Below are 21,292 nucleotides of genomic sequence, written 5' to 3'. Positions count from 1 at the left end.
GGGCACCGCCCACGCGTGCACCTCAGCGGCGCTTCCGCTGCGCCGAGCTACATTACTTTGCCGCCAACAATGCCTGATGGGCGGCGCGGCGTTTGGCCTGCTCCGCGGGGTTGGGCACGGGCAGCGAGGCGATCAGGCGCTTGGTGTAATCGGCCTGCGGATTGCCCATGACCTGATTTCCAATTCCCTGCTCCACCATTTTGCCTTTGTAGAGGACGCCGACCCACTCGGCCAGAATGTCCACTACGGCAAGATCGTGACTAATGAAGAGCGCCGCGAAGCCCATCTCTGCCTGGATTTCACGGAACAGTTCCAACACCTTGGCCTGGACGGAAACATCCAGCGCCGAGGTGGGCTCATCCGCGATCAGCAGTTTGGGCTTGAGCGCCAGCCCACGAGCCAGCGAGGCACGCTGACGCTGCCCACCGGAGAGCTCATGCGGGAAACGCTTGGCATAGGCTGCCGGCAACTGCACCGATTCCAGCAATTCGCCAACCCGCTTGGTGACGGCCTGGCCGGAGAGATCGGTGTGGATGAGCAACGGCTCGGCCACACATTCGCCAATGCTCAGGTACGGGTTGAAGGATGCGGCCGGGTCCTGGAAGACAAAGCCGATGTCCTTGCGCAGGGGCCGGAACGAGCGCTCCTTGTAATTGAGCATCTCGTAGCCAAGCACGTTCAGCGAACCGCCCGTGGTGCGGTTCAACCCGGCAATGGCACGGCCAATGGTGGTCTTGCCCGAACCGGACTCGCCCACCAAGCCGAACACTTCGCCAGCGCTGATGGTGAAGGAGACCTTGTCCACGGCCCTGAACGCGGGGCTGCCCAAGCGGCCCGGGTACTCAATTTCCAGATCCGAGGCACGGACCAGCACTTCCTTGTCTTGGAAGGCCCGCTCCGTGAAACCTTCCGACGCCGAGTTGCGGCCCAGGTGCGGCACAGCGGCCAGCAACGCCTTCGTGTAGTCCTGCTTGGGTGCGTCAAAGAGCACGGCCGAGCTGGCTTCCTCTACGACGTCGCCCTGGAACATGACCACCACGCGGTCGGCGAGGTCTGCCACCACACCCATGTTGTGGGTGATCAGCACAATGGAGGTGCCGTAGCGATCGCGTAGATCCCGCAACAACTCAAGAATCTCCGCCTGTACCGTCACATCGAGTGCCGTGGTGGGCTCATCGGCCACGATCAGGCCCGGGTTCAGGGCCAGCGCTGCGGCGATCACCACGCGCTGCTTCTGACCTCCGGAGAACTGGTGCGGGTAGTAGTCAACCCGCTTCTCCGGCTCCGGAATACCCACCTTGGCCAAAGCCTCGATGGCCAGCTTGCGAGCTTCCTTCTTGCCCACACGCTTTCCCTCAGGACGGTGGGCACGCAGGCCCTCGGCAATCTGCCAGCCCACCGTGTACACGGGGTTCAGTGCCGTGGATGGTTCCTGGAACACCATGGCCACATCCCGGCCACGAATCTGACGCATCTCCTGGGCGCTGACACTCAACACGTCGTTACCCGTGATGATCACGGCGCCGCTGCTCTGGGCAGTCTCCGGCAGCAGACCCAAGATGGTCTTAGCCGTGACGGTCTTGCCCGATCCGGACTCCCCCACGATGGCAACAATTTCACCCGGTGCCACGGTGAACGAGACGTCCTTGACGGCCGGAACATCGCCCTGATCCGTGGCAAAAGTGACCTTGAGATCGGAAATGTCCAACACGGACCGCGGCGACTCTTCACCGTGGGGTGCATTTTCTGTGGAGCGACTCATGCTTCCACCAACTCCTCTTGCTTCGTGGCTGCGTTCTTTTTCGTCTTCTTACGTCCACGCAGACGAGGGTCGTTGAGATCGTTCATGGACTCACCGAGCAGGGTCAAGCCGAGCACCGTCAGCACAATCGCAGCACCGGGGAACACACCTGTCCACCAAATACCGGCGGTAGCGTCCGACTGCGCGTGGTTGAGGTCGTAGCCCCATTCTGCAGCCGAAGAGGGCTCAATACCGAAGCCCAAGAAGCCCAGCCCGGCCAACGTCAGAATGGCCTCGGAGGCATTCAGCGTGAAAATCAGCGGCAGCGTCCGGGTGGCGTTCTTGAAAATGTGCCGAGCCATGATCCGCACGGTGGAGGCGCCCACCACAATGGCGGATTCCACAAACGGTTCGGCCTTGAGCCGGATGGTCTCAGCACGGATCACACGGAAGTACTGCGGGATGAACACGACGGTGATGGAGATGGCGGCGGCAAAAATCCCCGCCCACATGTCCGAGCTTCCCTGTGTGAGCGCAATCGACATGACCATGGCCAGCAGCAGTGTGGGGAACGCGTAAATAGCATCAGCCACCACCACCAAAATCCGGTCAAGCCAGCCGCCCAGGTAACCGGAGAGCAGGCCCAAAATCACGCCAATGAAAATGGACAGCGCAACAGCAATCACGATCACGAAGACCGCGGTCTGGGCCCCCCAAATGGTGCGGGACAAAACATCGTAACCTCCCGCCGTCGTACCCCACAGGTGAGTGGACGACGGCGGTGCCTGAGTTGCGTCGAATCGCTGGGTGGGGCCGTAGGGGGAAATCAACGGCGCCAACGCGGCCGTCAATAGGAAGATGAGCGTCAGGACAATGCCCGCGACGAGCATGCCACGCTGGAGTCCCATACTCTTTTTGAGCTGGGAGATGACGGGCAAACGGCTGAAGAGCGACTTTTTGGTCTCCATGGCCTAGTACCTCACCCTCGGGTCGATCAGCGCGGCGATGACATCCACGATGAAGTTGGTGACGGCCACGATAACGGCCAGTAGCACAACGATTCCTTGGACTGCTACGAAGTCGCGCGCGGTGAGGTATTGGGCCAGTTGGAAGCCGAGTCCCTTCCATTCGAAGGTGGTCTCGGTCAGGACTGCGCCGCCCAAAAGGAGTGCGATTTGCAGCCCCATGACGGTGATGATCGGGATCAGCGCAGGCTTGTAGGCGTGCTTGGTGATGAGCCGGAATTCGCTGACACCGCGGGAACGTCCGGCCTCAACGTAGTCGCGGCTCAGGGTGCCGATCATATTGGTGCGTACCAGTCGCAAGAAGATGCCGGCGGTGAGCAGACCGAGGGCCACGGCGGGCAGGACGGCGTGCTGGACAACATCCCAAAACACGGTCATGTTGCCGCTGCGCAGGGCATCGAGCCAGTAAATGCCCGAAGGCGCTTCCAGCTGGGCCATAAAAATTTCCGTGCTGGTGTTGCCGCGGCCCGCTACCGGGAACCAGCCGAGCCAGATCGAGAAGACGAGCTTCAAGATCAGGCCTGCGAAGAACACCGGGGTGGCGTAAAAGGCGATGGCTGCAACGCGGGAGATGGCGTCCTGCCACTTGTCGCGCTTGTAGGCGGCGAGCATCCCCAACGGGATGCCGATCAGCAGAGCCACGACGAGTGCGTTGATGGCCAATTCCAGTGTTGCCGTGCCATAGGTGGCGAGCATGTCCGAGATCAGCAGGTTATCGGAGATGGTGCGGCCAAAGTTACCAGTAGCGATCTGGCCCAAGTACTCGACGTATTGGACGAGAAGGGGCCTGTCATAGCCGGCCTCGTGGATACGAATTGCCAGCTGCTCCGCGGGGAGGCGGCCACCGAGGGCTGCCGTGATGGGATCACCTGTGAGTCTCATGAGGAAGAACACCATGGAGACGAGGATGAAGATAGTGGGGAAGATCAGAACAAAGCGGATGGCCAGGTATTTGCCTAGGCTACCGCCCGCTTTCTTTTTACTCTTGGGGGCCTGCAGTGCGGGTTCCTCCACCGGCAGGTCAATCATTGCGGTCATGTGCGCCTGTTTCTTTTGATGCTGGGCAAAAGCTTGGGTCCGTTAGGTCCGTGCAAAAGTTACGTCGGTGCAAAAGGGCGGGGCATCCATTTCAGATGGCCCCGCCCAATACACTTGTGGAGTTTCTCCAGCGGCTACCGAAGTGGCCTTACTTGGACAGAACGCCCAGACGGAACTTGAACGAAGCGTCCAATGTGTCCTTGGTGCCGTTGACGTTGACACCGGAGACTGCAACCTGAGCACCCTGCAGCAGCGGCAGAGTAGAGAGATCCTTGGACTCGGCGGTCTGGATGTCTTCGATCAGCTGCGTGCGCTTGGCCGGATCGTTCGTGGTCACCTGTTCGGTGATCATCTTCTGAATGTCCGGGTTGCTGTAGTGGTTGCCCAAGAAGTTGTTCTCGCTGAAGAACGGGGTCAAGTAGTTATCAGCATCGGAGTAGTCCGGGAACCAACCCAGCTGGTACATCGGGTATACGTCCTCGGTGCGCTGCTTGGCGTAAGAAACCCACTCAGTGGACTGCAGGTTGACGGTGAACAGCTTGGTTGCTTCCAGCTGCGACTTGATAGCCGCGTACTCATCGCCTGAGGAGGAACCGTAGTGATCCGGGTTGTACTGCAAGTCCAGCTTGACGGGAGTCTCTACACCGGCGTCAGCGAGTGCCTTCGTGGCCTTGTCAATATCCGGGCCGCCGTTGCCATCGCCGTATTCGGACTTCAACGGTTCAATGGCTCCGGTGAATCCGGCGGGGACCGGTGAGTACAGGGGCAGGTAGGTGCCCTTGTAAACCTGATCGGCAATCTTGGCGCGATCAATGGAATCAGCCATGGCCTGACGGACGGCCAAGGCCTTCTTGGCATCGGCTTCGGCGGTCTTGGCACCGAACGGCATGGTGTCGAAGTTGAAGACGATGTAGCGAATTTCGCCACCGGGGCCAACATCAACCCTGACGTTCTTATCGCCCTTGAGGCTTTCAATGTCGGTTGCCGTGAGGGAGCGCCAAGCTACGTCGATGCTGCCCTTCTGGACTTCCAGCTTCAAGTTATTGGAATCGGCGAAGTACTTGATCGTCACCGTCTCAGACTTGGCCGGACCCAGCAGGCCCTTGTAGTCAGGGTTCTTCTTGAAGGAGATCAGCTGGTTCTTCTTGAAGGAGTCAATGGTGAACTGTCCGGCGTAGGACTTGCCAGCAATGATGTCCTCGTCGGTGGTGATGGCATCCGCGCTGAAGACGCTGTCATCGACGATGGGACCGGCCGGGCTGGTCAGTACCTGGGGGAAGGTTTGGTCGTTGCCAACCTTGAGCTTGAACACCACGGTGGTGGCATCCGGAGCTTCAACGCTGTCCAGGTTGCCCAGCAAGGATGCGGGACCGTTGACGTCGTTGATCTTGACCTGGCGATCGAAGGAGAACTTCACGTCCTTGGAGTCCAGCTCAGTGCCATTGGCCCACTTGAGGCCGGCCTTTAGCTTTACCGTGAATTCAGTAGGTGAGGTGAACTCTGCCGATTCGGCGATATCCGGCTTGGGATCTGCGCTGCCGGCTTCGGAGTTCATCACAAACGGGTAAATCTGGTTCATGACCATGAACGAGCCGTTGTCGTAAGATCCTGCCGGATCCAGGAAGGTGGTCTTGTCAGTGGTTCCGACAACAACCGGACCGCCTGTTGCGCCACCGGTGCTTTCTCCACCTGCCGGGCCTGTGCATGCCGTCATGGCGAGGACGGAGACGCCTGCAACGGCGATCACCGAACTAAATCCAAACTTATTCTTAGCCATCACAAAAACTTTCTCTTGTGCTTCACGTGGAGAGCCGCCACACACCCTTGTGTGACGGCTCCCACGTATTTGATACTTAATGAATATCAGACTTGCGCGTGCGACCCTGCATGGATCGGGAAGTTGCAACCAGAAGGTTACCAAAGGGTAAATGCGCCGAAGACCGCCACAGGTGGGACGGATGGGACGACTGCGCGGCGCGCGAGCTCTGGGGTGAGGCTCTGCTAGGGCTGACTGAGTGAATCTACGCGTGGCCCCGCACGGAAATAGGGGCTGCGACCGAACCAGCCGGCCAGCTGTGTATAGGCGTCCGAGGCTATGGGAACACGAACCTCCAAGCCGATGCCCCGGTCCGCGCCGCGGTGCTCCATTTTCAGCATGCGCTGGGACCAAGCCAAGGATTGCTCAGCCAGTACGGGATCCAAAATTATGGGAACACTCGTGGCTTTGACGAGGTCCCACGCATGAACTGTAAATTCAGTAATTTGCAAGCCGATCCGGCTACGCAGCGGAGCTTCGCCGCCTCCGGGCAGTGCCACCTGGGTGCTGAGGTCCGCTGCGGCCCAAGCTCGCATGAGCAGGGCGGCGCCATCGCTGAATCGCGTTGACCAGTCAGCTCCAACCGTGGCATCGGCGGCGAGCGGGTCAACGTTGTTGCCCCTGGCCATGAGCGTGAATTTGTGGAGATCATGCACCACGAGGTGGTGCAGGAGGTCCTGGACGTTCCATTCGGCGCATGGCGTGGGCCATTCCGCCTGATTTGCCGAGATGGCGCTGATAACTTCAGCGCATTGATTCAATGCGCTTTCCAAGTGTTGTAGCGGGTTGGGAATTGTGTGCGGGGGCATTTTAAAAACCTTCCGTGGGCCAAATCACCTTTATAGGAAGTTTACGCCAGCCCCGCAAGACCCCTCCCCGCCCAGCATCGCTATCGCAGCACTGGCTGAATTTCCCACCATTGCTGCAATAGGGTCGAGAAAAAAGCAGCCACTAGTGGGATAGCGTCTGAACGGGAGGGTTAGGGGAGGTCGGGGCGGGCCAGCGACCTCGCCGTGTCAATGGTGGCCTGACCCAGCACGCGCGAGCCTTGATACAGCACGATGGTCTGGCCGGGGGCTACGCCGCGCAGCGGCTCCACCAAGGTGACGTGCAGCTGCTGGCGAGTGCCGGCTTCGTCCGTCTCTTCGGTGACAAAAGCGCGGGCAGGGACCGGATCGCCGTGGGCGCGGACCTGGGCGTAGCAATCGAATTCCTCGCCGGTGGCGACCTCGTCGATGGGCAGCCCGGCCCAGGAAACCTTGATGCCCTGGATGGAATCGATGGCCAGCAAAGCGTGCGGACCCACGATGACCTTGTTCTCCTTGGGCCGGATTTCCAGCACGAAGCGGGGCTTGCCGTCGGCGGCGGGGGTGCCCAACTTCAGGCCGCGGCGCTGACCCACGGTGAACTGGTTGGAGCCTGTGTGGCCACCAACCTTTGCACCGGTTTCGTCGACGATCTCGCCGTCGGTCATCTCAATCTTTTCGGCCAACCAGCCGGCTGTGTCGCCGTCGGGGATGAAGCAAATATCGTGGCTGTCGGGCTTCTTGGCCACGGACAGTCCGCGGGCCTCGGCCTCGGCGCGCACCTCCGCCTTGGACGGGGTGTCGGCGAGGGGGAACATGGAGTGCTTGAGCTGCTCATGGGTCAGCACGCCGAGCACATAGCTCTGGTCCTTGGCCCAATCCGCGGCACGGTGCAGCTCCGGGTTGCCGTCGGCGTCGGTGATGACCTTGGCGTAGTGTCCCGTGCAGACGGCGTCGAAGCCTAGGGCGATGGCCTTCTCCAGCAGCGCAGCGAACTTGATCCGCTCGTTGCAGCGCATGCAGGGATTGGGGGTGCGGCCGGCGGCGTATTCGTCGATGAAGTCCTGGACCACATCTTCTTTAAACCGCTCGGAGAAGTCCCAGACGTAGTACGGAATGCCGAGCAGATCGCAGGCCCGCCAAGCGTCATTTGAATCCTCCACGGTGCAGCAGCCGCGGCTGCCGGTGCGCAGGGTTCCGGGCATGCGGGACAGCGCCAGGTGAACGCCGACGACGTCGTGCCCGGCATCTACTGCTCGTGCTGCGGCGACGGCGGAGTCAACTCCACCACTCATGGCGGCCAATACTCGCATTACGTACCTTTCAATTCATTACTGTTTTGTGTTGCTGTGTTGCTGTGTGGTGCAGGTGCCGGATCTTGACCGGGTCAGCCTGCGGCCCGTGTGCTTGCCGTTTCAATACTTGATTTATGCCCGGCCATGCCCGCCTGTTTTGCGCGTGCGTGAGCATTGGGCAACGCGGCCACGAAAGCGTCAACGTCTTCTTGGCCCGATGTATGCCCCAAACTAAAGCGTTGTGCGCCACGTGCGGTGTCCTCATCCAGACCCATGGCCAACAAAACGTGCGAGGGACGGGGCACTCCAGCCGTGCAGGCCGAGCCTGTGGAGGATTCAATTCCCGCCATGTCCAGCAGGAACAGCAGGGAATCGCCCTCGCAGCCGGGGAAGGTGAAGTGCGCGTTGCCGGGAAGCCGGCCATCAGGGTTTGCGGCCGGGTCAACGCCGCGCAGCACGGCTTCCGGAATAGCTTCGCGAACAGCGGCAATGATCTGATCGCGTAGGCCGGAAATGCGCGCATTTTCTGCGCGCAGGTTGGCCGTGACATCTGCAGCGGCTGCAGCGAAGGCCGCGATGCCTGCCGTGTCCAAGGTGCCGGAGCGGACGCTACGTTCCTGTCCCCCACCGTGCTGGACGGGCATAAGTTTCACGGCGCGACCCAACAGCAGCGCGCCCACCCCAACGGGGCCGCCGATCTTGTGACCGCTGATGGACATGGCCGCGAGGCCAGATTCCTTGAAGTTGATGGGGACCGATCCGAAAGCCTGAACGGCGTCCGAATGTACGGGGATGCCGTAGTTGTCGGCGAGCGCAACGATCTCGGCGATGGGCTCGATGGTGCCCACCTCATTGTTGGCCCACATGCAGGTCACCAGCGCCACGGAGTCTGCTCCGCCGTCGTCCAGTTCCTTTTTCAGGGCAGAAAGACTCACCACGCCGTCCTCATCGACGGGCAGCCAAACCACTTCGGCGCCCTCATGCTGTTCGAGCCATTCGACGGTGTCCTGGATGGCGGCGTGTTCAACGCTGGAGACCAGAATCCGCTTGCGGGCAGGCTCGGCGGCGTTGCGGGACCAAAACAGGCCCTTCACGGCGAGGTTGTCCGCCTCGGTGCCGCCGGAGGTAAAAATGACCTCGGTGGGGTGGGCGCCGGCAGCCTTGGCGATGGTTTCGCGGGACGCTTCCACGGTGGCTCGGGCGCGACGGCCCGATCCGTGCAGGGAGGACGGATTGCCGCTACGGGCGATAACGGAAGTGAGTGCGGCGAGGGCCGGGGCCGAAATTGGCGTGGTCGCCGCGTGATCTAGATACACGGGCACGGTCTCAATTCTACGGCACGGACTGCGCTGGCCACGCACTTCAACTACAAGGTGGAATCGGCACTAACCTTTCGGATTGTCCTTGGCGGGACCCTGCATTTCGTCTTGTCATGATTCGCAAGCCAGTGGCAGGATCGTGGTGTTTCACATCACACAATGATCTTGAAGGATTGAATCCATGCAAAAAGTCCCCTTCCGTCGTGCCGCGGCTACCGCCGTCTGCGCCGTGACCATGGCAGCAACAACCTTTATCGGAGGCAGTGCCGTAGCTGCTCCGCCGCAAACGCCATCAACACCCATCGAATTCCCCGCAGCGGACGGCCAACTCATGAGCTACGTCGTCAACGCAAAGGCGGCCAACCGCGGCCAGACTAAGCAGGCCTCGAGGGCCGTTCAGGCTGCTGGCGGCGTCACCGTCCAAGAGTGGCCGGAAATTGGGGTGGTGATAGCCCAGTCTGACCGCGCCAGCTTCCGTGCTGACGTCCTGAAACAAGGAAAATCCCATGTGGTCTCGGTTGGCGCAACCCGCACCATCACCGTTGCCGAGGGCACACCTGCTGGCATTGACACCCCGTGGCAGACGGCCCAGCAACCACAGTTGCCGCAATTGCGCAGCAAGCAGCTGGCCAACACGGACCTCCTCTATGGCGATGCCACGTTCGACGGCGTCACTGCCGATCCGCGTGAAAACGAACAGTGGGATAAGGCGCAGATCAAGGCCAACCAAGCTCATCAGATCACCGATGGTTCCCGGGATGTTTTGGTCGGCGTCTTGGACAGCGGGATCGACCCGGTCCACCCCGATCTGCAGGCCAATATTGATGTGACCGCCTCAGTGAACTGCACCGACGCCGGACGGCCGGATACCTCGCCTACCGGCTGGTTCCCCACCACCTCGTCCCACGGAACCCACGTGGCTGGCATCATTGGTGCACCCCGTAACGGGATTGGCATTACAGGTGTGGCCCCGAACGTACGCATGGCCTCCGTCAAGGTGGTCAACGACGCCGGATCTATCTACCCCGAATACGCCATCTGCGGTTTCATGTGGGCAGGGATGAAGGGCATGGACGTCACCAACAACAGCTACTACGTTGACCCGATGCAGTTCTGGTGTGGTGACCAGCCCGATCAAAAGGCTGTCCTAGACGCCGTTGAGAAAGCCGTTGCGTGGTCCACGAAGCAAGGCGTGGTTCATGCGGCAGCTGCTGGCAATGCCTCTTACGATCTGGCTAACAAGACCACCGACGATGTGAGCCCCAATGACATTTCCGGCACTCACCGACAGATCAATAATGGCTGCAAAGACATTCCCACTGAACTCGACGGGGTGGTGACCGTAGCTTCCACGGATCAGGCAGGCAAGCTTTCATCTTTCTCGAACCGTGGCCTGAACGTCATTGACGTTGCAGCTCCCGGCTCACGCATCCTCTCCACGTTGCCGAACAATAAGTACGGCCTCTTGAGCGGCACCTCCATGGCTTCACCCCAGGTTGCCGGCGTCCTGGCACTGATGAAGTCCGAGCACCCGGGATGGGCGCCGAGTAATATGATCGCGCAGTTGCGCTCGCAGGCACAAGATCAGTCCTGTAAGCCGTCCGCGACACCTACCGGCTCAGAATGTGTTGGCTCCGCCGCCAATAACAGCTACTACGGCGAAGGCATTGTGGACGCGCTGCGAGCAGTCCGCTAACAGCACTCTCACCAGTACGTCAGTACCTGTCCGTCAACTTCGGCGGCCAACCCGCATCCCGTGGGGTGGCCGCCGAAGCTGTTTGTACTGACGGCGCCTTGGGCACCAGTTTCTCTTCCCTTACGGCGCCTTCGGCACCAGCCGGGCACAGCAGTGCGAGATTTCCTGATCAGGGGCGAGGGCATGGCGGTCATCGCCGCAACTCTCAAGCGCACCACCGAGCAGCGCGCCATTGAGCGAACACACCACCCCTTGATGGTCCTGCGACAGCCGATGAAAAGGGCAGTTGGCCATGATGGTGCCGCCGTCGCCGTCGGGCTCGGGGCTGTAACCGGTCTCCGTCAGCAGCGTGTGGATATCTCCTGCCGCCCGCCCCATACGTAATCCTTCTTCGTGGGCGACCTCGGCGAGGGACGCTTCAATTCCCCCTCCGGTATCGATGGATCGTTGCACCCCGGCAGCCAGCAAACTGGCCGCAAGATCGTAGTGGCGTGGCGGGACGGAAGCGCTCACTTCGCGGCGGGCCACGACGTATAACTTGCTGGGCCGGCCAGAACCGGGTCCGGTCCGCTCCCCCATCTTGCGGAATTCCACCCGCAACAAGGACTCATCCACCAAGCGATCCAGATGGACGCGGATGGTGCTCTTGGGGAGGCCGAGCGCCTCCGCGCATTCGTCGCGGCTCATCGGCGCGCCAGCATCACGGATCAGCTCAAAGAGTTTCTTACGCACCGGATCCCCCAGTGACGCCACGGCCCGTAGGCGCTGCTCCTGGCCCATGGGGAGTTCGGCGGCAACTGTTCGTTGCACAGACGCCGGAGACGCCGACCCCACTAGCGATTCCTGCTCGGATGGATTCATGGCCGCTAACCCTCTCCCCTCATGATCGTGCCGCCCTGCCTGCCCCCATAAGGCGGGCAGTTTGCGGAATATGTCGAATGGCTTGACGCTTTGAGTCTGCGCTTCTAAAGTCAATAATACAAGATTTAGAAAGGGTTGGATATGTCCATCACCAGTGCGTCCCTCCCGGACCTCCTCGCTTTTGAAGACCCGGAACTGTCTGCCGCAGCTGGCATTGACCTCCCCCGAGCGCAGGCAGCCATTGCCGAATTCCTGCGAGCGCTGGGCCGTGACGAGAGCGACCCCCACCTGCTCGATACTCCCCGCCGGGTGGCCGCCGCCTACGCCGAAATGCTCACGCCACGCGAAACCACCTGGACCACGTTCCCCAACGACGACGGCTACCAAGGCCTGGTGCTGGTCAAAGACATCCCCTTCCATTCCCTCTGTCAGCACCATTTACTGCCCTTCCGCGGCGTGGCCCACGTGGGATATCTCCCCGGCGAGCGCCTGTTCGGCCTATCGAAACTGGCCCGCGGTGTGGAACTCTTCTCCCGCGATCTGCAAGTCCAAGAACGCCTCACCCAGCAGATCGCCGACTGGCTCGAGAACACCTTGGCCCCACGCGGGGTCGGCGTAGTCTTGGAAGCTGAACACATGTGCATGTCCCTGCGCGGCGTCCAGACGGCAGGAACCCTGACCCGCACCTCTGTCTTTACTGGCCTCTTGAACGACGACGGACCCTTGCGACTCCAGTTCCCGCACTGACATCTGACTCACCCAGTCGGCGAACACCTCCGCTGAATCAACCGCAGCCAGCCCCAGCCACCACAGCAGAAACATTAGGATTTTCCACCGGAAAAGAGTTTCGACCATGAGCCAGACCCCCAGCCCCGCCGTTCCCGCCGCATCCACCCAAGAGCAAGAGCCAGGCATAATCATCATCGGCGGCGGTCTCACGGCAGCCACCGCAGCAGAAACCTTGCGCAAGGAAGGCTGGGATGGGCCGGTCACCATCGTGGCCGACGAGGCGGAGATCCCTTACCAGCGCCCGCCGCTGTCCAAGGGATTTCTTGCTGGCAAAGAGGGTGAGGATGCTCTGCTGCCCTTGCCCGCCACCTGGTATCCCGAGAACAACGTGACCCTCATGACCGGGATTGCGGCAACGGCCCTGAACCCGCAGTCCCACACTGTTACCTTGGCCAACGGAACCACGCTCCCGTATACCAAGGTGCTTTTAGCAACAGGTGCCGCCCCGCGCCGGATCCCTTTTCCCGGCGTCGACCTTGAAGGCGTGTACACGTTCCGGGCCAAGGCCGACAGCGTGGCCCTGAAGGAGTTGTTCACCGGCGGCGGCAAGAACGTGGCGCTGATCGGATCTGGCTGGATTGGCATGGAAATTGCCGCCACGGCCACCGAGCTCGGCAACAAGGTGGTACTCATGGGGCTCGAGGAGGTGCCGCTGTCCGCGGCGATCGGCGCGCAGCTGGGCACGGTGTTCACCGACCGGCACAAGGAAGCGGGCGTGCGTTTTGAGTTGCCAGCCAGTGCCGCCGAAATTCTGGGAACCGACGGGCATGTGAGCTCCGTGCTGACCACCACCGGCGTCACGATCCCGGCCGATGTGGTGATTGTAGCCGTTGGCGTGGTCCCCAATATTGCCCTCGCCCAGGATGCCGGGCTCACCATCAACAACGGCATTGAGGTGGACGCTGCGCTGCGAACCTCCGCCCCGGATGTGTTTGCCGCCGGCGATGTGGCCAACGCCCTGCACCCCGTGACCGGTACGCACGCCCGTTCCGAACACTGGGCCAACGCTATCGCGAGCGGCAAGGTGGCGGCGAAGTCCATGCTGGGCAAGGACGCCGCGCTCGATGACATCCCTTACTTCTACACTGACCAATTTGATCTGGGCATGGAGTATTCCGGCTTCGGCGCACTCACCAAAGACGCCGAACTGGTAATCCGGGGCGATCTAGCGAAGCGCGAATTCATTGCCTTCTGGGTGCTCGACGGCCGTGTGGTAGCGGGCATGAACGTGAACATTTGGGATGTCCAAGATGCCATCAAGGACCTCATTTCCTCCCGGCGCACCGTCGACACGGCCGCACTGGCTGACCCACAAACCCCGTTCGAGAGGCTTTGATGGAGACTATGAGCACTCCTGCCACGTCCACTGCGCCCCTTGCCACCGCTGCGCCGTTTTACACTCCGCCGTTGCTGCATCCGATCCACCATTTTGGCCCTCAAGCCCTGGATTTCAGCAGGCAGGTTGCGCTCATGGCGATCGTGAACCGAACCCCGGATTCCTTTTACGACGGCGGAAGCACCTTTGCGCTGGAGGCGGCAGTCGCGGCCTCGCTCACTGCCGTGGACGACGGCGCCGATTGGGTTGATATTGGCGGTGTCCCCTTTGCCCCGGGGCCAGCGCTGAGCGCCGAAGAGGAAGCCGAACGCGTGGTTCCGGTGATAGCCGCCGTAGCCGCAGCCAGCAACGTCATCATTTCCGTGGACACGTTCCTACCCGAGGTGGCCGCCCGCAGCATTGCCGCCGGGGCCCATGTCATCAACGACACTACGGGGCTGTCCAATCCCGATCTCGCCTCGGTGGTGGCGGAGTCCGGAGCACATCTGATCATCACCCATTCCTTGGCTGCCCCGCGTACTATCTATCCGCGCCCGCACTATGACGATGTGGTCACCGAGGTAGCTGCCTTCTTGTCCGAGAAAGTTGAACTGGCGTTGTCGTTGGGTGTTCCGGCGGAGAAAATCATCATTGATCCGGGGCACGATCTGAATAAGAACACGCTCCACACTCTGGCCATCACGCGCCGTTTCAATGAGATTGCGGCCCTGGGGTTCCCTACTCTGGCTGCCGTGTCCAACAAGGACTTCATTGGTGAATCACTGAACCAGAGAAAGGAAGACCGGTTGGAGGGCTCCATCGCCACCGGCGTGATCTGCATTCTGGGCGGAGCCCGGGTATTGCGCATGCACAACGTGGCCGCCGCCAACTCCGCCATCCGCATGACAGAGACCGTCATGGGGTGGCGGGAACCGGCGTACCTCAAGCACAATATGGGTGAGGTCAATGAACCCGCTCACCCAGAACGGAAAAGTCAGAACGGAAAAAGTAACCCATGATGGAGCGGATCTTCCCCGACGCCACCTTGCTCTCAGGTGCCGCCTTGGATCACGAGATTCTGGCCGCCCCACCGGAAAACCGGCTCAGCACCAAGCCTTGGGTCAGCTTCAACTTCATCGCCAGCATTGACGGCGCGGCATCCTTGGACGGAGTATCCGGGCAGCTCGGCAACGCCTGGGACCAGCGCGTATTCGCCCTGTTGCGGCAAACCGCCGACGTCATCTTGGTGGGCGCCCAAACCGTCCGCTCCGAAGGCTATGGCGGGGACCTGCTGAGCAAGGGCGCTCAGGCGTGGCGTGCCGAAAACTGGTTGTCGGAGCACCCACCGCTGGCGATCGTGTCCGGCTCATTGAATCTGGAAGCCGAGCTCGAAGTGTTCACACAGGCCCCGGTGCGGCCGCTGATCTTCACCCTTGCCTCTGCACCGCAAGAGCGCCGGGAAGCGTTGTCTGAGGTGGCCGATGTGGTCAATGTTGGGGAAGACTCCCTGGATGTGGATCGGATCATTGCCGAACTTTCGGCCCGCGGATACAAAAATATTCGCTCAGAAGGCGGGCCCACGCTGCTGGGAAGTTTCGCCGCGGCTAACCGGGTGGATGAACTCAACCTGACGGTGTCCCCGCTGCTGGTGGGCGGGACGGCCGGGCGGATTGCCAAGGGCACACCTGACGCTGGCCCTGCGGCAGGCTCGGCCGGTGGCGTCCCTGCTGGTGGAGTCTCCGCCGCAGCCGATGTGGCCCGCACCATGGAACTGACCCGGATACTGAAAGCGGAATCCATGCTGTTCTTACGTTACGTTCGCCCCGTGGAATAACATTTCCGGGCCAAATCGAACAGTCCAAGCCCACCAGGACTAGTTCGCGCAGGTCTAGTTCGACGGCGGTGCCACCGACAATTTCGTCATGACCTTAGCTGTTGTGTCGGTCAGCAGCGCGTCGGTGGGACAGGCCAATGTCACCACTAAGCCGGTATCGGCGGTGCCCAGCATTCGAGCCCACATGATACTGGCTTTGACGTCTTTACTGGCCTTGCGGGTGAAGCTCAGGAAAGAGATGCTCTGCCCCTTCTTGCCAGCCTCTTCCACCCACGGCAGCGTAGCTTCGCTCAGCGCCGATTCCGTCACGGAGGGAATCAGGTACTTCATCAGATTGCTCGTGGAGCTCTTGTCATCGCCCTCGGCAATGAGCGGACCTTGGTTGGTGGTGGTCCAGTGCGCCAGCTGACAACCGGCGGCGTTGCTGTACTGCGTCTGCCCGGCCACGTTGTTCTTGAGCAATGTCCATTCGGGCGGACCAGGTGTGCCAAGCGTTCCTTCGCTCGGCTGGCCCAGGGCGTCACTGAAACCGACCGGAACACCAGCCTGAAGCGTGTTGCCGGCAGCAAAGGTCATGGGCGCAGCAGCCACGGCGGCCGCGTCGTGCCCAGCCACTACGGTTGGTGCCGCGTAGCTGGGCGGAGCCGAACTCACAGATTCGCTAGCTGGGGACGGTGCCTCGGGGATGGCAATCGTGCAGCCGCTCAAGGTAGCCGCCAGTACGGTGGCCACGGCAACCATCTTCCACGTTCCAACTCTAAAGTTCACAGCATCCACTGTACCGACCACGGCTCTTGCCGTGCGCTTGAAGGGACTGCGCTTGAAGGGACTGTGCCTGACACCTCCGTCCAGCTCAGCATTAATTACACCCACAGCTGCAATGCGCCCGGATCCACGCTCACCAGCGCCGGCAGCGCACCCATCCGCTCGCCGTCGGCATAGGCCACCAAAGTCGGTGCATTGAAAACCACCTCGCGCACCCGCTCGATCGAAACAGCGGGATGGTCCGTGTGCCGCCCGGAGAACACGAGCGGAAAAATACGCAAAAAAGTCCGCCGAGGCACAGGCGAGACAACAAACAAATCCAGCCATCCGTCGTCGTACTCGGCATCCGGGGTGATCTTCATGCCGCCGCCAAAAGAGATCCCGTTCGAGACCGCAATCAACAGGGCCGGCTGCTGGCGCACCACACCATCCACCCGCACCGCGTAGTTCAGAGGCTTCAGGAAGGCCAGTTCGCGCAGGATCGCCAGGTTGTAGCGCATGGGCCCGTGCGGCCAGCGCCAACCGTTGGCCCGCTCATTGACCAGCGCGTCGAACCCGGCCGAGAACGCGCCCATAAACCACACCGGATCCTGACCGTCACGACCGATCCGGCCCAGGTCCACGGTGCGCGGCGGCTGCTGGCATCGCTGGATGAAATGTTCCACGGCGGCGCTCGCGTCTTGGTGGTCAAGGCCCAGACCGCGGGCGGCGTCGTTGCCGGTGCCAGCGGGGATAATGCCCAGCGGGATGCTCGTGTGTGCCAGCGCGTTGGCGGCCAGATGGACCATACCGTCGCCACCGACCACCACGAGGGCGTGCGTGCCGGCTGCGATTTCGGCGTCAACCGCTTCCTGCAGGGCCGCGTAGTCCCGGCGACGCAAGACCGTCACGTGATGGCCGGCCTCCCGCAGCCGCGCCACGACCATGTCGCCCGTGTTGCCGGGGGACTTTTTGCGGTTGCCGCCAAAGGCTGCGCGCGGATTGACGGCCACAGTGATGTTCAGGACGGTGTACGCCGCGGGGGCTGGGAAAGTGGTCATGGCAAGAGTCAGTATGTCAGCGCCCGGCTCCGGCACAGAATTTATGTCGCGTGGCTATGTTGTTTGTTGATGTGGTCTATTTTGTACCATGGTTTGATTTTGGGTCCTGACTTTATCTCCAGCGCCTGCAGTTAGAATGATTCCTTGGCACAGCCGGGCTATCGAAAGGCCACCAGTGGGCGAGAAATTTCTCACGCATTACCAAGTCTTGGGACTCTCTCGCACCGCCACCGAACGCGAGGTAAAAATCGCCTACCGGAAAGCCGCGCGGATAGCCCACCCGGATCGCGGCGGTGACCCTGCCTTGTTCCGGCGAATCACGGAGGCGTACGAGATCTTGGCGGATCCTGCCAAACGGCAGAAGTACGACAAATCTTACGGCGCCGGTTCCCGTGGGGCTGGGTCCAATGGGGCCGGGTCCAATGGGGCCGGTTCCTATGGGGCCGGGCGTAGTCCATCGGGCCCCGGGTCTCGTCCAGATGCTGGTTCGGGTTCAGGCTCGGGTTCAGACTCCGGGGGCTTCAGCGGATTCAGCACGCGCCGCACCCAAGAACAGCGCAACACTGCCGGAGATCCGGCCATTTATGTGCCCGCTTACGAAGGCCTGGCACCGGGTGAAACCCCGTTGCTGCCACGTCCCACCGCGGCCCAGCCCGTTCACGGTGCACCCCGAAAGCGCGGTGTCTTTGGTGCCGCGTCACGTTTGGCCCGCGAGGCTCGCACCGCTCAGCTCATCATGCAACAGGTTCAGCCGAGCATTCCTGCAGCTCGGCTTGTCAACGGTTTGACGTCGCCACGCAGCAACGGCTATTTAGACCACGTTCTGGTTTCCGGGTACCGGATCGCCATCATCGGTTCCATGCTGGTGCCTGATGGCGCCTTCCGCTGGGATGGCAACATGTTGGTCCACGGCAACAAGGTAGCCGCGCCACCACAGCTCATCCCCGCCACCCGCCAATTCCAAGAGCTGTTCCCTGAGTGCAATGTCACGGCTTGGGTCTGCGTACACAGCAACACAGGAAACCTCTTTGAACCGGTCATCGACTACGCACGCGGCACCGAGCCCGACGGCTCAAATACGGTCAACGTCGCCAATGCTGCCCGGTTTGTGCGCGAGGTCAAACAGTTCCTGGCCTCCGGTCCGTCCCCCAATGTGGTGGACCTGAGCGTTCTGGACCGCCTCCTCGGCGGCATGTACTAGCTCGCAAACCCATCAACCCGGGTCGTTGCCGCGGGTCAGGGCACGGCTGTCGCGGGCGGTAGTATAAAAGACGTGTTTCGTATCCTATTCCTGACGCCCGAGATCCCCGGCAACACCGGCAACGCCATTCGATTGGCGGCCATCACAGGCGCCGAACTGCACCTGGTGGAGCCTCTGGGCTTTGACTTTTCTGACGCCAAGCTGCGCCGGGCCGGGCTCGATTACCACGATCTAGCCGTGGTCACGGTCCACAAAACCCTTGAGGCGGCCTGGACAGCGCTGGCCCCGGAACGTGTCTTCGCCTTTACCTCAGACGGTGAAGCCGCCTACACGGACATCGCTTACCAGCCCGGTGACGTGCTGATGTTCGGCCGGGAATCCGACGGCCTACCCGAGGACGTCAAGGTTGATCCCCACATCACTGCCCGGGTCCGCCTGCCCATGCTGCCGGCACTGCGATCCCTGAATCTGGCCAATGCAGCCTCCATTGCCGTCTTTGAGGCATGGCGCCAAAATGGCTTTGCCGGAGCACAACTCCAGGCTTAGTCTTCTTGTTGCCGGTTCTGTGACGGCCACACATCATCTACTGCATCATCAACTGATCAACTGGAGGTATGCATGTCCGCTCGCGATCCTGGTCTGGCGTTCACTGACGGCGCCCTGCAATTTGAGGCGTGGGCGGACAAGCTCTGGGACCCCATGGGCCGCGACGTGGTTGAGGCCGCTGTGCTGCAGCCCGGCGAAAAGGTTCTGGATGCCTGCTGTGGAACGGGTGCGGCGACTCTTCCCGCCGCCTTGGCTGTGGGCCCGTCCGGAACGGTCGACGGCGTGGACCTCTCCACCGGGTTGCTGCGCATCGCGGCGGCGAACCTCGGCGAACGCGGCATCCTCAACACCACCCTCACCGAAGCCGACGTCACTCAATGGCGCGGCCACCGCACCTTCGATGCCGTGCTGTGCTCCTACAGCATGTTCTTCTTCGCCGATATGGAAGCAGGGGTGGAGCACCTCGTCTCCATGCTGCGCCCGGGCGGGCGAATCGTCATGAGCACCTGGGTTGACGGTGCATTGGAACCCTTCGCCGGGCTTATTCTCGCTGCCGCTATCAAGGAACGCCCACGGTTGGCTGGTGTTGAACCGCTGCCAAACCAGAACATGGGCCGGGTAGATTCCGTTGAAAAGTTCACCGCATGGCTTGGCCAACGGGGTCTGGAAGACATCTCCGTCACGCAGCACCCCCTGACCCTCACCGTCGATGACGCTATGGCGTGGAACCTGGTCATGGGCAGTGGTTGGCGTACTTTGCTCCCCCGCGATCCGGAGGCGATCGCCCGCGTTCGGCGTGACTTTATGGCGTCCGTGGGCCCGGTTAGTGAGATGAACTCCAACGCACTGATCGCCACGGCTTCGGCGCCTCGGGCCTAATCCGCGCAGTACTTCAACAAATGCCATGGTTTGACGTGGATGCCAGGGTCTGAGCTATGGCATCGACGTCAAACTATGGCATTTTTCGCGACTTGCCCCAGGGCCCCGTCATTAGTCCGCTCTGCCGCAGCCCCGCTTGACGCAAAATGCTCGCAAACGTCTCCGTGTCCATGAGGTCCTGCCAGTCCCATCTGGCGAACCCCACACCTTGAGCCCGAATTTGGTTTTCTCGCCGCTTTTCGGCAATGATCCGGTCAGGAAGGGAAAGCCCGCCGCTCCAGTTGGCTCGGAGGTATTTCCCCAGGCCGTCGAACTCCCCCACAATCCGTTTCTCTTTGAACCAGAAGTCTGTCTTTGCCTTCTTTCCATCTCGGAGCACAAACGTCTCCTGCAAAACCGGTGCGGGGAATCCCAGCCGGAACATCTTCACCCGGCTCAGCGATTCCCCGGCCGATCCTGACAAGGCTGAGGAGAACTCAATGACCTTCAATGCCCGGACTTGTGCCGCCCTACTGGGCAGCGAAGCTGCTGCTGCCCGCAATTGAGCCACCGTCAACGGCAGGCCCTGCGGCACTTCGGGTTCCCACGCCGGCCAGTGCTGGAACGGGTCCGATTCCGGAGGCATAAATAGGTTCCGATTCCATGAGTTTCCCGGCGCCCGCAGGCTCGAGTCACACACGGCAACGGCATAGGGGAAGGCCAGGGTGTCGATGAGCTGCATTGTGGTGCTGAGCTTGTCAGTGACAAGGAAAGGGCCACAGCGTTGAACGCTTTCCGTGTAGGAGCCAATATGTCTTGTGACCCCAGTCGAGCTTCGCCCGCTGGTTGTTACTTCAGTTCGGGTATGAATCCTTTGCGGCGTGCCGACAATCCACAATCCCCACAAAAGAGCCGCCGTGGCATGACAGAACACAGGCTCTTGCTCCGTCTGCTGCCCGAATGTCAGGACACGCAACCCGTACCGTTCTCGTCCGGAGAGCGTTCTCCATTCAGCGTCATCCATGTAAATGCCGCGCCGCACTCGAACCAGCAGGCCTTTCCTTTGCAAGGTAGCCAACTTGCGGCGGTCCTGGCCAAGATGGTCATACTCTGCTGACCGGATGAGCTTGGGCTTCTTCATGCGATCAAGGCTTCCACCCATTGACGGCGCAAAACAGTGGCATCTGGTGGCCTGTGGATAACTCCCGCGGCTGCGGCGGCAATGACCCCGCCACCGATACCGTCGCCGCCGGACCAAGGCAAAAACGTCGCCACTGCTGTGAGACAGCAAAAATGCCGCCGTTTGACGTAAATGCCACAGTTCAAACCCTGGCATTTACGTCAAAC

General features: G+C 61.4%; 20 protein-coding genes. 9 read left to right on the top strand and 11 right to left on the bottom strand.

Annotated features, from left to right (window positions below; translation table 11 throughout):
• Positions 1-52: 52 nt before the first annotated feature.
• From AB0P14_RS04210 to AB0P14_RS04180, 7 genes are all read right to left on the bottom strand, one after another.
• On the bottom strand, positions 53-1,762 hold the full coding sequence (locus AB0P14_RS04210) for an ABC transporter ATP-binding protein (protein ID WP_363838250.1): 1,710 nt from the start codon (positions 1,760-1,762) through the stop codon (positions 53-55).
• Complete coding sequence (locus AB0P14_RS04205; RefSeq protein ID WP_363838247.1) at positions 1,759-2,709, bottom strand: ABC transporter permease; 951 nt, start codon at positions 2,707-2,709, stop codon at positions 1,759-1,761. Before AB0P14_RS04205 ends, AB0P14_RS04210 begins: the two co-directional genes overlap by 4 nt.
• A 3-nt stretch (positions 2,710-2,712) precedes the next feature.
• The gene (locus AB0P14_RS04200) at positions 2,713-3,804 is read right to left on the bottom strand and encodes an ABC transporter permease (protein ID WP_363838244.1); all 1,092 of its coding nucleotides are present in this window, start codon (positions 3,802-3,804) and stop codon (positions 2,713-2,715) included.
• Between the two features lie 148 nt (positions 3,805-3,952).
• Complete coding sequence (locus tag AB0P14_RS04195) at positions 3,953-5,581, bottom strand: ABC transporter substrate-binding protein (RefSeq protein WP_363838241.1); 1,629 nt, start codon at positions 5,579-5,581, stop codon at positions 3,953-3,955.
• A gap of 224 nt (positions 5,582-5,805) precedes the next feature.
• Complete coding sequence (locus AB0P14_RS04190; RefSeq protein WP_363838238.1) at positions 5,806-6,429, bottom strand: TIGR03086 family metal-binding protein; 624 nt, start codon at positions 6,427-6,429, stop codon at positions 5,806-5,808.
• 170 nt (positions 6,430-6,599) lie between these two features.
• Complete coding sequence (mnmA, locus tag AB0P14_RS04185) at positions 6,600-7,739, bottom strand: tRNA 2-thiouridine(34) synthase MnmA (protein ID WP_363838235.1); 1,140 nt, start codon at positions 7,737-7,739, stop codon at positions 6,600-6,602.
• Positions 7,740-7,813: 74 nt separating this feature from the next.
• Complete coding sequence (locus tag AB0P14_RS04180) at positions 7,814-9,043, bottom strand: cysteine desulfurase family protein (RefSeq protein WP_363838233.1); 1,230 nt, start codon at positions 9,041-9,043, stop codon at positions 7,814-7,816.
• Positions 9,044-9,221: 178 nt separating this feature from the next.
• Here AB0P14_RS04180 and AB0P14_RS04175 point away from each other — a divergent pair, with 178 nt between their 5' ends.
• A complete protein-coding gene (locus AB0P14_RS04175; RefSeq protein WP_363838230.1) occupies positions 9,222-10,736 on the top strand; it encodes a S8 family serine peptidase in 1,515 nt (504 codons plus the stop codon).
• Positions 10,737-10,856: 120 nt separating this feature from the next.
• Here AB0P14_RS04175 and AB0P14_RS04170 read toward each other — a convergent pair whose 3' ends face one another.
• A complete protein-coding gene (locus tag AB0P14_RS04170; protein ID WP_363838227.1) occupies positions 10,857-11,597 on the bottom strand; it encodes a helix-turn-helix domain-containing protein in 741 nt (246 codons plus the stop codon).
• A gap of 141 nt (positions 11,598-11,738) precedes the next feature.
• Here AB0P14_RS04170 and folE point away from each other — a divergent pair, with 141 nt between their 5' ends.
• The 4 genes from folE (at position 11,739) to AB0P14_RS04150 (ending at position 15,535) form a co-directional block, all read left to right on the top strand.
• On the top strand, positions 11,739-12,344 hold the full coding sequence (gene folE / locus AB0P14_RS04165; RefSeq protein ID WP_363838224.1) for a GTP cyclohydrolase I: 606 nt from the start codon (positions 11,739-11,741) through the stop codon (positions 12,342-12,344).
• A gap of 106 nt (positions 12,345-12,450) precedes the next feature.
• Positions 12,451-13,722, top strand: coding sequence for an FAD-dependent oxidoreductase (locus AB0P14_RS04160; protein WP_363838221.1), 1,272 nt, complete (start codon positions 12,451-12,453; stop codon positions 13,720-13,722).
• Positions 13,723-13,730: 8 nt separating this feature from the next.
• Complete coding sequence (gene folP / locus AB0P14_RS04155; RefSeq protein WP_363838218.1) at positions 13,731-14,720, top strand: dihydropteroate synthase; 990 nt, start codon at positions 13,731-13,733, stop codon at positions 14,718-14,720.
• Entirely contained in the window at positions 14,717-15,535 is an 819-nt protein-coding gene (locus AB0P14_RS04150) for a pyrimidine reductase family protein (protein ID WP_363838216.1), read from the top strand. The genes folP and AB0P14_RS04150 overlap by 4 nt, the downstream gene beginning before the upstream one ends.
• Before the next feature lie 54 nt (positions 15,536-15,589).
• On the opposite strand, the gene AB0P14_RS04145 is transcribed toward AB0P14_RS04150, so the two are convergent.
• Positions 15,590-16,303, bottom strand: coding sequence for a hypothetical protein (locus AB0P14_RS04145; RefSeq protein ID WP_363838214.1), 714 nt, complete (start codon positions 16,301-16,303; stop codon positions 15,590-15,592).
• 95 nt (positions 16,304-16,398) lie between these two features.
• Positions 16,399-17,340, bottom strand: a complete 942-nt coding sequence (locus AB0P14_RS04140; RefSeq protein ID WP_363838211.1) for a diacylglycerol kinase family protein — start codon at positions 17,338-17,340, stop codon at positions 16,399-16,401.
• Positions 17,341-17,515: 175 nt separating this feature from the next.
• Here AB0P14_RS04140 and AB0P14_RS04135 point away from each other — a divergent pair, with 175 nt between their 5' ends.
• From AB0P14_RS04135 to AB0P14_RS04125, 3 genes are all read left to right on the top strand, one after another.
• Positions 17,516-18,541, top strand: a complete 1,026-nt coding sequence (locus AB0P14_RS04135) for a DnaJ domain-containing protein (protein WP_363838208.1) — start codon at positions 17,516-17,518, stop codon at positions 18,539-18,541.
• A gap of 72 nt (positions 18,542-18,613) precedes the next feature.
• Positions 18,614-19,087: a tRNA (cytidine(34)-2'-O)-methyltransferase gene (locus AB0P14_RS04130; RefSeq protein WP_363838205.1), complete on the top strand. Its 474-nt coding sequence runs from the start codon at positions 18,614-18,616 to the stop codon at positions 19,085-19,087.
• A gap of 72 nt (positions 19,088-19,159) precedes the next feature.
• The gene (locus AB0P14_RS04125; RefSeq protein WP_363838202.1) at positions 19,160-19,966 is read left to right on the top strand and encodes a class I SAM-dependent methyltransferase; all 807 of its coding nucleotides are present in this window, start codon (positions 19,160-19,162) and stop codon (positions 19,964-19,966) included.
• Between the two features lie 73 nt (positions 19,967-20,039).
• Here AB0P14_RS04125 and AB0P14_RS04120 read toward each other — a convergent pair whose 3' ends face one another.
• Complete coding sequence (locus tag AB0P14_RS04120; RefSeq protein WP_363838199.1) at positions 20,040-21,086, bottom strand: type IV toxin-antitoxin system AbiEi family antitoxin domain-containing protein; 1,047 nt, start codon at positions 21,084-21,086, stop codon at positions 20,040-20,042.
• A gap of 20 nt (positions 21,087-21,106) precedes the next feature.
• Between AB0P14_RS04120 and AB0P14_RS04115 the strand changes: the two genes are divergently transcribed.
• On the top strand, positions 21,107-21,292 hold a 186-nt coding region (locus AB0P14_RS04115; protein WP_363838196.1), incomplete at its 3' end, for a hypothetical protein.

Origin of the sequence: Specibacter sp. NPDC078709 (assembly GCF_040686795.1) — a bacterium.
In the GTDB taxonomy this organism is placed as follows: domain Bacteria; phylum Actinomycetota; class Actinomycetes; order Actinomycetales; family Micrococcaceae; genus Specibacter.
Note: the sequence above shows the minus strand (reverse complement) of the source record. Positions and strands in the feature narration are given on the sequence as shown.